Genomic DNA, 12,918 nt, shown 5'->3' on the forward strand with positions numbered 1-12,918 from the left:
CGACGCACACACGCCCCCGGCAGCGCTGCGGCTGCCGGGGGCGTGTGCGTGACCCCGGGGGGTCTCAGATCAGGCCGAGCTCGCGGACCGCGTCGCGCTCCTCGGTGAGCTCCTTCACCGAGGCGTCGATGCGCGCACGGGAGAACTCGTTGATGTCCAGGCCCTGGACGATCTCGTAGGTGCCGTTCTTCGTGGTGACCGGGAACGACGAGATGATGCCCTCGGGGACGCCGTAGGAGCCGTCCGACGGGATGCCCATCGAGGTCCAGTCGCCCTCGGCGGTGCCGTTGACCCAGGTGTACACGTGGTCGATGGCGGCGTTGGCGGCGGAGGCGGCGGAGGACGCGCCACGGGCCTCGATGATCGCGGCGCCGCGCTTGGCGACGGTCGGGATGAAGGAGTCGGCCAGCCACGCCTCGTCGTCGACCAGCTCGGCGGCGTTCTTGCCGGCGACCTCGGCGTGGAAGATGTCCGGGTACTGGGTGGCCGAGTGGTTGCCCCAGATCGTCAGCTTCTTGATGTCGGAGACGGCGGCACCGGTCTTGGCGGCCAGCTGCGAGATCGCGCGGTTGTGGTCCAGGCGGGTCATCGCGGTGAAGCGCTCGGCCGGGACGTCCGGGGCGGCGGCCTGCGCGATGAGCGCGTTGGTGTTGGCCGGGTTGCCGACGACGAGGACCTTGATGTCGTCCGCGGCGTTGTCGTTGATCGCCTTGCCCTGCGGCTTGAAGATGCCGCCGTTGGCGGAGAGCAGGTCGCCGCGCTCCATGCCCTTGGTGCGGGGGCGGGCGCCGACGAGCAGGGCGACGTTCGCACCGTCGAAGCCGACGTTCGCGTCGTCGGTGATCTCGATGCCGCGCAGCAGCGGGAAGGCGCAGTCGTCGAGCTCCATCGCGGTGCCCTCGGCGGCCTTCAGCCCCTGGGGGATCTCCAGGAGACGCAGGTTGACCGGCACGTCCGGGCCGAGCAGGTGGCCGGAGGCGATGCGGAAGAGCAGTGCGTAGCCGATCTGGCCGGCTGCGCCGGTCACGGTGACATTCACGGGAGTGCGGGTCATGGCGATCTCCGTTAGACAGCTGGCGGTCCGGGCTCCTGGCCCCTGGTGCGGGACATCTCCCTGAATCTTGATGTGAAGAGATATCCGTCGGCCAGGCTATCCGACCCGGAACGCCACGGCCGCCCGGCCCCCGTTGCCTGTCGATCACACCATGGCGGAATGGTCACTTCCGTGCCACAGGGAACAGCCATCCCTTGAACGGGTGAGGGCCGTCAACAAGGCTGGACGCAGGACGGGGCAAGGCCGCTCGACCGCCGCTTCGGGAGCCACGCGCTCCGGGTTGCCCCGCCTCCGGTGTCCGTCCCTTCTCGGGGGAGGGGACGGCCACCGGCTTCTTCCGCTCCGCGGAGCGCGGGTCAGCGGACCGTGAAGTGGACCGCGTCCTCCAGGAACGGGATGTCGAGCCACGGCTGCGGCTGCGCGACCAGCGCGAGCAGCACGATGAGGACGCCGAGCAGGCCGTACGTCACCAGATCGGTGAAGCGGGACCGCACCGCGAGCATGCCCACCGACCGGACGGTGACGCGCAGGACCGCGCCCAGGACGAGGGCGACGCCGATCAGTATCGTGCCGACGCGGAAGGCCTCCTCGAACGGATCGGCCGCCACGATCAGCAGCCCGGTGCCGGCCGTGCAGAGCACCGTGAGCAGCGGCCACTGCCGGGCCGGCGCCGGCGCGTCACCGCCGGCCGCCCGCCCGCCGCCCTCGGGCCGCGCGGTGTCCCGGGTCAGCGAGAACCGCCGGGACCGCCGGGTGGCGGCGGAGGCGGTGCCGGAGGGCTCGGAGGAGACCGCCGTGGACCCGGTCGCGCCGGCCTCCTCCGTGGAGCCGGTGTCCGGACTCGTACCAGCAGCCACGGGTCAGCCGGCGGAGACGGCCGCGGCGTCGCGCTCGGCGGCCTCGACCACGTTGACGAGCAGCTGGGCGCGGGTCATCGGGCCGACACCGCCCGGGTTCGGCGAGATCCAGGCGGCGACCTCGGCCACGCCGGGGTGGACGTCGCCGACGATCTTGCCGTTCTCGTCGCGGCTGACGCCGACGTCCAGGACGGCGGCGCCCGGCTTCACGTGCTCGGGCCGGATGATGTGCGGCACGCCCGCAGCGGCGACGATGATGTCCGCCTGCTTCAGGTGGGCGGCCAGGTCCCGGGTGCCGGTGTGGCACTGGGTCACCGTGGCGTTCTCCGACTTGCGGGTGAGCAGCAGCGGGATGGACCGCCCGATGGTGACACCGCGTCCGACGACCACGACGTGGGCGCCGTTGATCTCGACGCCGTGGTGGCGCAGGAGCTGGACGACGCCCTGCGGGGTGCACGGCAGCGGGCCGGTCTCGTTGAGCACCAGGCGGCCGAGGTTCATCGGGTGCAGGCCGTCGGCGTCCTTGGCCGGATTCATCAGTTCCAGGACGCGGTTGGTGTCGATTCCCTTGGGCAGGGGCAGCTGCACGATGTAGCCCGTGCAGGCGGGGTCGTCGTTGAGCTCGCGGACGACCGCCTCGATCTCCTCCTGCGTGGCGGTGTCGGGCAGTTCGCGCTGGATGGAGCCGATGCCGACCTGCGCGCAGTCCTTGTGCTTGCCGTTCACGTACCACCTGCTGCCAGGGTCGTCCCCGACCAGCAGGGTTCCCAGGCCGGGCGTGACGCCCCGGGCCTTGAGGGCCGCCACGCGGGCGGTCAGATCGGACTTGATCGCGGCTGCGGTGGCCTTGCCATCGAGAATCTGGGCAGTCATGGTCCCCATACTCCCGGATGACCCCACCCTCGGACCAATCAGGTACCAGGCGTGGACGCAAGGTTGCACTTGGACAACTTCTTGAGCTGCGGCTGGACAAACGTACTAACTGCTTATAACGATGAAGGCCGCTGTGCCGCAGCAGTAACCGGGGGGCTGGACCGCTGACGTTTTCTCTTCCTCCGTGCGGCCGCACCGTCCCCGTACGTCTGTTGGAGGAACGCCCATGAGCTTCGGCGACCCGAACCCGAACAACCCCTACGGGCAGCAGCCCGGTCAGCCGCAGCCGGGCTACGGCTACCCCCAGGCCCCGCAGGGCGTGCCGCAGCAGGGCTACGGCTACCCGGCGGCCCCGCCGGTGCCCGGCGGCGACTACGGCCAGCAGCCCGGTTACGGCGCCCGTCCGCCGCTGGCGAGCTGGGGACGCCGCGTCGGCGCGTACCTGGTCGACATCATCGTCATCGGTGTCCCGTACGGCATCCTCCTGGGCATCGGCGGTGCCGTGGGCGGCGGCGCGGGCGCCGCGCTCATGGGCCTCGGCATCCTCGTGTGCATCGGCGGCTTCCTCTTCAAGCTGTACAAGGAGGGCACGACCGGTCAGTGGATCGGCAAGAAGGCCCTCGGCATCAGCCTGCTGCGTGAGGCGGACGGCCGGCCGCTCGGCTTCGGCATGGCGTTCGTCCGCCAGATAGCGCACTTCCTGGACAGCATCGCCTGCTACCTCGGCTGGCTGTGGCCGCTGTGGGACTCCAAGAACCAGACGTTCGCGGACAAGGTCTGCTCCACCGTCGTGGTGCGCGTCGGCTGACCGGCCGTCGGACAGGCCCGAGGGCCGTAACCCCACGCGTAGCGCGCGGGGTTACGGCCCTCGGGCGTACGGGGGCGAACCGGCTCAGTGGAAGAAGTGCCGGGTGCCCGTGAAGTACATCGTCACGCCGGCCTTCTTCGCGGCCTCGACCACCAGCTCGTCGCGGACCGAACCGCCCGGCTGGGCCACGGCCTTGACGCCGGCCGCGGTCAGGATCTCCAGCCCGTCCGGGAAGGGGAAGAAGGCGTCGGACGCCGCGTAGGAGCCGGCGGCCCGCTCCTCGCCCGCGCGCTCGACGGCCAGCTTCGCGGAGTCGACCCGGTTGACCTGGCCCATGCCGACGCCGACCGAGGCGCCGCCCTTGGCGAGCAGGATGGCGTTGGACTTGACCGCCCGGCACGCCTTCCACGCGAAGGCGAGCTCCTTCAGCTCCTCGGCGGAGAGCGCGTCGCCCGCGGCGAGCGTCCAGTTGGCCGGGTCGTCGCCCTCGGCCTGGAGGCGGTCGGTGACCTGGAGCAGCGCGCCGCCGTCGATCGGCTTGACCTCGACCTCGGCGGACGGGGCCTCGGGGCAGCGGAGCACGCGGATGTTCTTCTTGCGGGACAGGACCTCGACCGCGCCGTCCTCGTACGCCGGGGCGACGATGACCTCGGTGAAGATCTCCGCGACCTGCTCGGCCAGGGCGACGGTCACCGGACGGTTGACCGCGATGACACCGCCGTACGCCGACAGCGGGTCGCAGGCGTGGGCGTTGCGGTGCGCCTCGGCGATGTCGTCGGCGATGGCGATCCCGCACGGGTTGGCGTGCTTGATGATCGCGACGCACGGCTCGGCGTGGTCGTACGCGGCACGCCGGGCGGCGTCGGTGTCCGTGTAGTTGTTGTAGGACATCGCCTTGCCGTGCAGCTGCTCGGCACCGGCCAGGCCGCCGGTGCCCGAGGTGTAGAGCGCGGCGGGCTGGTGCGGGTTCTCGCCGTAGCGCAGGACGTCCTGGCGCTCGTACGTCGTACCGAAGAAGTCCGGGAAGCCGGAGTCGTCGGCGGCGGCGTAGCCGTCGGCGAACCAGCCGGCGACGGCCACGTCGTAGGCGGCGGTGTGCTGGAACGCCTCGGCGGCGAGCCGCTTGCGGGCGGCCAGGTCGAAGCCGCCCGCCCCGACCGCGGCGAGCACGTCGGCGTACCGCTCCGGGCTGGTGACGACGGCCACGGAGGGGTGGTTCTTGGCGGCGGCGCGGACCATGGACGGGCCGCCGATGTCGATCTGCTCGACGCACTCGTCGGCGCTGGCGCCGGAGGCGACGGTCTCCTTGAACGGGTACAGGTTGACGACCACCAGGTCGAACGGCTCGACGCCCAGCTCGGCCAGCTGCTCGCGGTGCGCGTCGAGGCGCAGGTCGGCGAGGATGCCGGCGTGGACGCGGGGGTGCAGCGTCTTGACGCGGCCGTCGAGGCACTCGGGGAAGCCGGTCAGCTCCTCGACCTTGGTGACCGGGACACCGGCGGCGGCGATCTTTCCGGCGGTGGACCCGGTGGAGACCAGTTCGACACCCGCCTCGTGCAGGCCGCGGGCGAGGTCTTCGAGGCCCGTCTTGTCGTAGACGCTGACCAGGGCGCGGCGGATGGGCTTATTCTCCGACATGACCGAGATGAACCTTTCGTCCCTCAATGCGATAGCCGTCGCGGGCGAGCCGCCCCACGGCCTCGACGAGCAGCTTGCGCTCGACTTCCTTGATGCGTTCGTGGAGGGCCGCTTCGCCCTCCGGGGTGTCCTCTTCGGTCACCTCGACCACGCCCTGCGCGATGATCGGACCGGTGTCGACGCCGTCGTCGACGAAGTGGACGGTGCACCCGGTGACCTTCACGCCGTACGCGAGCGCGTCACGCACGCCGTGCGCACCGGGAAAGCTGGGGAGCAGGGCGGGGTGGGTGTTGATGAACCGGCCGCCGAACCGGGCCAGGAACTCCTTGCCCACGATCTTCATGAACCCGGCGGACACGACGAGGTCGGGCCGGTGCGCACCGGTCGCCTCGGCGAGCGCGGCGTCCCACTCCTCGCGGGTGGCGTGGTCCTTGACGCGGCACGTGAAGGTGGGGAGCCCGGCGCGCTCGGCCCGGTCCAGGCCGGCGATGCCGTCGCGGTCGGCACCGACCGCGACGATCCGGGCACCGAAGCCCTCGGGATCGTCACCGATCGCGTCGAGCAGGGCCTGGAGGTTCGTACCGGAACCGGAGACCAGGACGACCACACGGGCCGGGGCGGCAGAGGGAAGCGGGGAGGCCACGGCTGGGCCCTTTCTCGCGTGCGAGCGGTTCGAAGCGGCCGGCCCGCCACCACGGCACCGGGGCGGCGGCCTGCGATTTGTACGGTCGTACGAAAGAAACACGCTCCCCCGTACGGGGAACCCTACGAACGCGCCGACCGTCAGCAACGATACCGGCACCGCGCCGCACCCCCGCCTGACGGGGGTGACGGAGCCGGGGCCCGGGAGGGTCACGGACCCCGTGCTCCCCGCTTTCGGCGTCTCCTCACCGGAAGGTAGCGTCAGGGGCAGCGAACCGTCCGCCGGGCGGAAACGACGAGATGGGGAAGACGTTCACCACATGCCGGACCGACGCCGCCGCACCGCCTTCCGCCAGCCGCTGCCCGAGCGGGCCACCCTGCTGATGCGCGAGCGCTCCTCCTCGTCCTCTTCCGGCTCCTCCGGTTCGTCCGGTGCCCCCGGCTCTTCCGGGAGCCGGGACGACGACAACCCGTTCGCGCCGCCGCCGGAGGGCCGGCCCGACCAGCCCTGGCAGCCGCGCCACCCGTCCGGCTCAACGGACGGCTCCGCGAACGGCTCCGCCGACGGCTCGGCCAACGGTGGCGACGGCGACCGGCCCGGGAACGGGTCCTCCGACGACCGGCCCGTGTGGGGCAGCCAGTGGAGCAGCCGGCAGCCCGGCCGCCAGAACGGCTCCTTCGGCGGGCGGCCCTCCGGCCCCGGCGGTCAGGAGAGACCTCCGGCCGGCCCGCGCTGGGACCCGACCGACCCCGTCCAGCGCCGCGCCCGCTACGCGCTGCTGTCCGGTATGTGGGCCTTCTTCTTCGCGATCTTCGACTTCTCGGAGATCGCCCTGCTGCTCGGCGCGCTCGCCACGTACTGGGCGGTCAGCGCGCTGCGCGCCAAGCCGAAGCCGCCCGCGGCGGGCGCCGGTGCGCCCGGTGGGGCGGCGGGCCCCGGGGCGCCGGGCGCGGCGGACGGGACGGGTCCCGCGTCGGACACGCTCGCCGCGCAGCGCGGGGGCCGGCAGCAGACCACGGCCGCGGTGAGCGGTCTGGTGACGGGCGTGGTCGCGCTGGCGATCGTCGCGACGACGTTCACGGTGCAGATGGTCTACCGCGACTACTACACCTGTGTGAACGACGCGCTCACGAAGTCGGGTCAGCTGACCTGCAACGACCTGCTTCCGAAGCCGCTGGAGCCCTTCTTCGGCGTCAAGCACTGAAGAAGGGCTCCCGGCGCCGGGCCCCGCGGTGACGCGGACTCCGGCGCGGTGCGTCACCGGCCGATGTTGCTCTGCGGGCCGGTGTACTGCTTCAGCAGGCCCGGGGCGTCCCGGGCCTGCCGTCCGGTCCGTGGGCAACACCTGGGACGCGGCGGGTCCGGACGTGTCCCTGGGCGACCTCGGCTCGAACGACCCGCGCGAGGCGCAGGGCCCGCGGCGAAGTGACGGCTCACTCCCCCGTACGGCCTTCCTCCGCCCCCGCGACCCGGACCTCCCGGTGGGTGCGCCGATGGCGCCCTGACGACCGCGCCGCCCGCGATCCCCGGCCGCCGGAACGGGGCTCCGCCCGGGGGTCAGGCCGACTCCGGCTCACCGGGGGCGTCGTCACCGTCAGGCGGGCGCGGGGCCAACGGTGGCGAGGCCGACGAGTGCGGGGCCGGGGGCTGCGGGGCTGACGGCTGCGAGGCCGACGGCTGCGAGGCCGACGGCTGCGGGGCCGGGGGCCCGTCGGCCGGCGTCCGCGCGTGCCAGGGGTCGGTCGGCAGGAAGTCGTACGCGTCGAGGTCCGCCTCTTCGCCGCCGCCACCGGACGGCGGTACGAGAACGGCGGGTGCTGACGTCTCCTCGGGCCCCGGCGCCGTCTCCCCGGCGGCGCGACCGCCGGTGCGGGACCACCAGCGGCGGTGGGGGGCGGCCGGGGACGCGGGGCTCACCGGCCCGGCGGACTCGGGTGCGGGCAAGGGTGACGGGGGCACGGGCGCGGCGGCCTTCCGGCGGCTCTCCGTGGCCGGTTCGCCGTCCTCCTCCTTCGTACGGCCGCGCAGCCGCCAGGCCCGTAGCAGCAGGGCGAGGGGGACGCCGACGACCGTGGTCCACGCCAGCGCCGCCGCCCCGGTGCGCCACCACACCGGGCCGAAGTCCGCCAGGGCGTGCGTGCCCAGCGGTCCCCCGGAGGCCGCCGCCAGCAGCGCCGCGCCGAGCCCGCAGCCCACCGCCCCGAGCGCGGTGGTGAGCGCGGTCTCCCCCAGGCTCCACGCCTCTTCCCGCTCGCCGTCGGCGGGCACCGCCCTCCGCACGGTGAACCAGGCCACCGTCAGCGCCGCCGCCACCGGGACCGCCCCGGCCGCCCAGTTCCACGGCGCGCCCGGGCCGTGGGCGGGCATCGCGGCCAGCAGCGGGAAGTCGGGGACGGCCGGGGGCCCGGTGAAGGCCAGCGGGGTGACCGTCGACGCGGTGCCGAGGGCGAACCCGGGGCCCAGCCCGTACGCCGCGCCCCACACCGCCGCGTTCGGCACGAGTCCCAGCGCCAGCAGGAGTACGGCGATGCGGCCGCCCCGGTCGGTGGAGAGCCGGAGGAACGATTCCTGGACCGGTGCGCCGTGCCACACCAGGGCCGACGCGACGACCAGCGCACCGCCGCCCAGCAGCACCGCCGTCCCGGCCAGCGCCGACCGGCCCACCGCGTCGGCCCGCCGCAGGAACCGGGTGCGCGCCATCGCCTCGTGCAGCCGCACCGGCGCCCAGGAGGGCGGCGGCCCGAGCGGGCGCCCGCAGGCCGTCCACACCCCGGCCGCCGCCGCGCCCGCCACGACGAGGGCGCCGGGGAGGAGCAGGGAGAGCGGGCGCGCGGACAGCGACGCGCCCCGTGCGTAGAGGGCGACCGCCCCGCCGACCAGCAGATATCCGCCCGTCACCAGGGCGAACGCGGCCCCGGGCGACGGGGCCCCGCGCCCCTCGTCGGGCTCCAGCACGTCCCTGGCCGCCCGGTGCACCAGGCAGACCGGCAGCACGGAGAGCAGCAGCGGCACGACGCCCACCGGTGCCGGGGCCCCGGTCAGCGTCTCGGTCCTGACGAGCTCGGCGCCGTGCGCGAGGAGCCAGAGGCCGGCCGCCGCGTGGAACGCCTCGCCCGGACCGCTGTCCGGGGCCGGTGAGCTGATCCAGAGCGCGGCGACGAGAACGGCGACGCATCCCAGGCCGAGCCCGGCCGCGATGGCCCCGCGCAGCGCCGCGGAGACCAGTACGGCGGGCCGCCCCCGCTCGTCCCGCGACAACAAGGGGCTGCGTTCGGTCACTTGGGTCACGCGGTCATGCTGCCAACGACACGCGCTTATTTCGTGTAACGGGCGAACAGCCGGGGTGTCGATCAATATACGTTTATGTACTTTTTCACCCGGTGCAGGCCGCGTGGGCGGCCCTCATGACGCAGAGCACGTCCGAGACGGCCGCCGCCCCTCCGCTGCCCTCGCCGAAGGAGCGGCGCAGACTGCGGGAGGCCCTGTCGCTGACGGAGGAGCAGGTCGCGTCGGCCGTCGGCGTGACGCGGGCGACGGTGCGGGCCTGGGAGACGGGCCGCACCACCCCGCGCGGCCGCAAGCGGGAGGCGTACGCCCGGCTGCTCGGGACGGACACGGCAGCTGCGGCCGCCCCGGCGCCCCCTCCGCCGGCGCCCCCTCCGCCGGTTCCCGCCGAAGCCCCCGGGAGCGCCGCCGTGGAGGTGGCCGATCCGGACGGGGCCCCCGTGGAGATGGCCGACGCTGAGGCGCCCGAGGTGCCGGAGGTGCCCGAGGTGTCTGAGGTGCCTGAGCAGGTGCCGCAGATGCCTGCAGAGGCGCCCGAGATGCCCGCGGCGTCCACGGCTCCCGCGGCACCCGAGACGCCTCCGGGTGAGCCGGATGCCGACCCCACGGACGGCGCACCCGCTGCCGCGTTCGACGCGTTGTACCGGTACGCCGCCTCGGCCCTCTTCCAGCAGACCTATCTGCTGACCGGGCAGCGCGCGCTGTCCCGCGCGGCCGTGACCAAGGCGTTCGAGCTGGCCTGGGAACGGTGGCCCGAGGTCGCGGTGGACCGGGACCCGGTCGGCTGGGTGCGGGCGGCCGCGTACGAGTACGCGATGTCCCCCTGGCGCCGGCTGAACCGGGAGCACCGCCGCCCCGACCCGCCGCCCGAGGCACCGGCCTCGCGGGCACTGCTCGACGCGCTGCTGGCCCTGCCCCCCTCGTACCGCCGCACGCTGGTGCTGCACGACGGTGTGGGGCTCGGGCTGCCGGAGACCGCGGCGGAGACCGAGGCGAGCACCCGGGCGGCGGCCGGCCGGCTGGTCACCGCGCGGGCGGCCGTCGCCGAGCGGCTGCCCGAGATCGCGGAGCCGGACACACCGGCCGAGCAGTCCGCGCTGCTCCACGAGCGGCTGGGCACGCTCGCCCGCAGCCGGTCCGCCTCCTCGCTGCCGGTGCCCGAGCTGATCCGGACCGGCAGCGAACGCAAGGCTCAGCTGTGGGCCCGGACGGCCATCGCGTTCACCGTGCTGATCGTCGGGCTCACGCTGATCACCCTGGCGACGGCTCCCCGGAAGTACGAGACGCCCCCGGCGCCCGCCCAGAAGGTCGGCGGGGTGCCGCCGGTCGGGGGCCCGCAGAAGCTGACGCCGCAGGACGTCAAGCTGCGGAAGAAGCTCGGCGACGAGCTGTTCCACGGCCCGGCCCGGCTGGTGCCCGAGGCCGGCTGAACCGGTCCGCGCACACGACGACGCGGGCCCGTCCCCCGGTGAGGGGGGCGGGCCCGCGTCGTACGTACGGTGACACCCTGCCGCGCGAGCGCGGCGGCGGCGTCAGGCGCCGAGGATCTCGCGCGCCAGCTTGGCGGTCTCGGTCGGCGTCTTGCCGACCTTCACGCCGGCGGCCTCAAGGGCCTCCTTCTTGGCCTGCGCGGTGCCGGAGGAGCCGGAGACGATGGCGCCGGCGTGGCCCATGGTCTTGCCCTCGGGGGCGGTGAAGCCCGCGACGTAGCCGACGACCGGCTTGGTGACGTTGGCCTTGATGAAGTCGGCCGCACGCTCCTCGGCGTCGCCGCCGATCTCGCCGATCATGACGATCAGGTCGGTCTCGGGGTCCGCCTCGAACGCCGCGAGGGCGTCGATGTGCGTCGTACCGATGACCGGGTCGCCACCGATGCCGACGGCGGACGAGAAGCCGATGTCGCGGAGCTCGTACATCATCTGGTAGGTCAGCGTGCCGGACTTGGACACGAGACCGATGCGGCCGGGCTTGGTGATGTCGCCCGGGATGATGCCGGCGTTGGACTGGCCGGGGGTGATCAGGCCGGGGCAGTTCGGGCCGATGATCCGGGTCTTGTTGCCCTTCGAGCCGGCGTACGCCCAGAAGGCGGCCGAGTCGTGGACGGCGATGCCCTCGGTGATCACGACGGCGAGCGGGATCTCGGCGTCGATCGCCTCGATGACGGCGGCCTTCGCGAAGGCCGGCGGCACGAAGAGGACGGACACGTCGGCGCCGGTCTTCTCCATCGCCTCGGCGACGGTACCGAACACGGGCACCTCGGTGCCGTCGAAGTCGACGGTCGTGCCGGCCTTGCGCGGGTTGACGCCGCCGACGATGTTGGTGCCGTCGCCCAGCATGAGCTTGGTGTGCTTCATGCCCGTGGCGCCGGTCATCCCCTGGACGATGACCTTGCTGTCCTTGGTGAGGAAGATAGCCATGGTGGTCTGAGTCCCTCTTCCTTACTTCGCAGCCGCGGCGAGCTCGGCGGCCTTGTCGGCCGCGCCGTCCATGGTGTCCACGCGCTGGACCAGCGGGTGGTTGGCGTCGGAGAGGATCTTGCGACCCAGCTCCGCGTTGTTGCCGTCGAGACGCACGACGAGGGGCTTGGTGACGTCCTCGCCCTTCGACTTGAGCAGCTCCAGGGCCTGGACGATGCCGTTGGCGACCTCGTCGCAGGCGGTGATGCCACCGAAGACGTTGACGAAGACGGACTTGACGTCCGAGTCGCCCAGGATGATCTCCAGGCCGTTCGCCATGACCTCGGCGGAGGCGCCGCCACCGATGTCGAGGAAGTTGGCGGGCTTCACGTTGCCGTGCTTCTCACCGGCGTACGCGACGACGTCCAGGGTCGACATGACCAGACCGGCACCGTTGCCGATGATGCCGACCTCGCCGTCAAGCTTGACGTAGTTGAGGTTCTTGGCCTTGGCGGCGGCCTCGAGCGGGTTGGCCGCGGCCTTGTCCTCGAGGGCCTCGTGCTCCGGCTGGCGGAAGTCGGCGTTCTCGTCGAGCGAGACCTTGCCGTCCAGGGCCAGGATGCGGCCGTCCTTGGTCTTCACCAGCGGGTTGACCTCGACGAGGAGCGCGTCCTCGGCGACGAAGGTCTCCCACAGGGTGACCAGGGCCTCGGCGACGCCCTCGGCCACGTCGGCCGGGAACTTCGCCTGGGCCACGATCTCGCGCGCCTTGGCGATGTCGACGCCGTCGACGGCGTTGACCGGGACCTTCGCAAGGGCCTCGGGGGTCTTCTCCGCGACCTCCTCGATGTCCATGCCGCCCTGCACCGAGGCCATGGCCAGGAAGGTGCGGTTGGTGCGGTCGAGCAGGTACGAGACGTAGTACTCCGCCTCGATCTCCGGCGACAGCTCGGCGATCATCACCTTGTGGACCGTGTGGCCCTTGATGTCCATGCCGAGGATGTCGGTCGCGCGGGCGACCGCCTCGTCGGCGTTCGCCGCCAGCTTCACGCCGCCGGCCTTGCCGCGGCCGCCGACCTTCACCTGCGCCTTGACGACCGACTTGCCGCCCAGCCGCTCGGTCGCCTCGCGGGCTGCCTCAGGCGTGTCGATGACTTCACCGGCCAGCACCGGTACACCGTGCTTGGCGAAGAGGTCCCTCGCCTGGTACTCGAACAGGTCCACGCGCGTCCGTCCCTTATCAATGGTCTCGCGGTTGGTTTTCTGCGTGGGCGTGCCGCGAGGGGCAACGTGACTGCGGTGTCACTAGGAAGGCGCACACGGTGACCGGATACGCGGCATGTCCATCTCGCAGGTTATCCCCG

11 protein-coding genes and 1 pseudogene are annotated in these 12,918 nt (G+C 73.0%); 4 read left to right on the forward strand and 8 right to left on the reverse strand.

Annotation, left to right across the window (positions count from 1 at the left end; all coding sequences use genetic code 11):
* Positions 1-64: 64 nt before the first annotated feature.
* The 3 genes and pseudogenes from ACFUJY_RS06825 to ACFUJY_RS06835 all read right to left on the reverse strand — a co-directional run bounded on the left by ACFUJY_RS06825 (position 65) and on the right by ACFUJY_RS06835 (position 2,784).
* A complete protein-coding gene (locus ACFUJY_RS06825; protein ID WP_361023876.1) occupies positions 65-1,054 on the reverse strand; it encodes a malate dehydrogenase in 990 nt (329 codons plus the stop codon).
* A 356-nt stretch (positions 1,055-1,410) separates the two neighbouring features.
* Positions 1,411-1,812: pseudogene (locus ACFUJY_RS06830) on the reverse strand (DUF3017 domain-containing protein); the annotation flags it as partial.
* Positions 1,813-1,914: 102 nt separating this feature from the next.
* On the reverse strand, positions 1,915-2,784 hold the full coding sequence (locus ACFUJY_RS06835; RefSeq protein WP_383295588.1) for a bifunctional methylenetetrahydrofolate dehydrogenase/methenyltetrahydrofolate cyclohydrolase: 870 nt from the start codon (positions 2,782-2,784) through the stop codon (positions 1,915-1,917).
* Between the two features lie 226 nt (positions 2,785-3,010).
* Between ACFUJY_RS06835 and ACFUJY_RS06840 the strand changes: the two genes are divergently transcribed.
* Complete coding sequence (locus ACFUJY_RS06840; protein WP_383295591.1) at positions 3,011-3,592, forward strand: RDD family protein; 582 nt, start codon at positions 3,011-3,013, stop codon at positions 3,590-3,592.
* Between the two features lie 84 nt (positions 3,593-3,676).
* On the opposite strand, the gene purH is transcribed toward ACFUJY_RS06840, so the two are convergent.
* Positions 3,677-5,230: a bifunctional phosphoribosylaminoimidazolecarboxamide formyltransferase/IMP cyclohydrolase gene (purH, locus tag ACFUJY_RS06845; RefSeq protein ID WP_383295593.1), complete on the reverse strand. Its 1,554-nt coding sequence runs from the start codon at positions 5,228-5,230 to the stop codon at positions 3,677-3,679.
* A complete protein-coding gene (gene purN, locus ACFUJY_RS06850; protein ID WP_383295595.1) occupies positions 5,217-5,873 on the reverse strand; it encodes a phosphoribosylglycinamide formyltransferase in 657 nt (218 codons plus the stop codon). The genes purH and purN overlap by 14 nt, the downstream gene beginning before the upstream one ends.
* Positions 5,874-6,192: 319 nt before the next feature.
* Here purN and ACFUJY_RS06855 point away from each other — a divergent pair, with 319 nt between their 5' ends.
* Together ACFUJY_RS06855 and ACFUJY_RS06860 are read left to right on the forward strand one after the other, a co-directional pair.
* Positions 6,193-7,077 carry a hypothetical protein gene (locus ACFUJY_RS06855; protein ID WP_383295598.1) on the forward strand — a complete coding sequence of 295 codons (885 nt, stop codon included), beginning with the start codon at positions 6,193-6,195 and terminating at the stop codon, positions 7,075-7,077.
* Positions 7,078-7,207: 130 nt separating this feature from the next.
* Entirely contained in the window at positions 7,208-7,378 is a 171-nt protein-coding gene (locus ACFUJY_RS06860) for a hypothetical protein (RefSeq protein ID WP_383295601.1), read from the forward strand.
* Positions 7,379-7,430: 52 nt separating this feature from the next.
* Here ACFUJY_RS06860 and ACFUJY_RS06865 read toward each other — a convergent pair whose 3' ends face one another.
* On the reverse strand, positions 7,431-9,152 hold the full coding sequence (locus tag ACFUJY_RS06865; RefSeq protein WP_383296456.1) for a DUF6350 family protein: 1,722 nt from the start codon (positions 9,150-9,152) through the stop codon (positions 7,431-7,433).
* Between the two features lie 125 nt (positions 9,153-9,277).
* On the opposite strand from ACFUJY_RS06865, the gene ACFUJY_RS06870 reads away from it, so the two are divergent.
* A complete protein-coding gene (locus ACFUJY_RS06870) occupies positions 9,278-10,588 on the forward strand; it encodes a helix-turn-helix domain-containing protein (protein WP_383295604.1) in 1,311 nt (436 codons plus the stop codon).
* A 102-nt stretch (positions 10,589-10,690) separates the two neighbouring features.
* Here ACFUJY_RS06870 and sucD read toward each other — a convergent pair whose 3' ends face one another.
* Entirely contained in the window at positions 10,691-11,575 is an 885-nt protein-coding gene (sucD, locus tag ACFUJY_RS06875) for a succinate--CoA ligase subunit alpha (RefSeq protein WP_383295607.1), read from the reverse strand.
* Positions 11,576-11,596: 21 nt separating this feature from the next.
* Entirely contained in the window at positions 11,597-12,778 is a 1,182-nt protein-coding gene (gene sucC, locus ACFUJY_RS06880; RefSeq protein WP_073964356.1) for an ADP-forming succinate--CoA ligase subunit beta, read from the reverse strand.
* Positions 12,779-12,918 lie beyond the last annotated feature (140 nt).

The organism is Streptomyces sp. NPDC057249 (genome assembly GCF_042669245.1).
Lineage (GTDB): Bacteria > Actinomycetota > Actinomycetes > Streptomycetales > Streptomycetaceae > Streptomyces.

What these genes read in the sequence shown, in the direction of transcription:
- ACFUJY_RS06870 (WP_383295604.1), top strand. Translation starts at nt 9,278, where the DNA reads ATGACGCAGAGCACGTCCGAGACGGCCGCCGCCCCTCCGCTGCCCTCG.
- ACFUJY_RS06825 (WP_361023876.1), bottom strand. Translation starts at nt 1,054, where the DNA reads ATGACCCGCACTCCCGTGAATGTCACCGTGACCGGCGCAGCCGGCCAG.
- ACFUJY_RS06840 (WP_383295591.1), top strand. Translation starts at nt 3,011, where the DNA reads ATGAGCTTCGGCGACCCGAACCCGAACAACCCCTACGGGCAGCAGCCC.
- sucD (WP_383295607.1), bottom strand. Translation starts at nt 11,575, where the DNA reads ATGGCTATCTTCCTCACCAAGGACAGCAAGGTCATCGTCCAGGGGATG.
- purH (WP_383295593.1), bottom strand. Translation starts at nt 5,230, where the DNA reads ATGTCGGAGAATAAGCCCATCCGCCGCGCCCTGGTCAGCGTCTACGAC.
- ACFUJY_RS06855 (WP_383295598.1), top strand. Translation starts at nt 6,193, where the DNA reads ATGCCGGACCGACGCCGCCGCACCGCCTTCCGCCAGCCGCTGCCCGAG.
- ACFUJY_RS06835 (WP_383295588.1), bottom strand. Translation starts at nt 2,784, where the DNA reads ATGACTGCCCAGATTCTCGATGGCAAGGCCACCGCAGCCGCGATCAAG.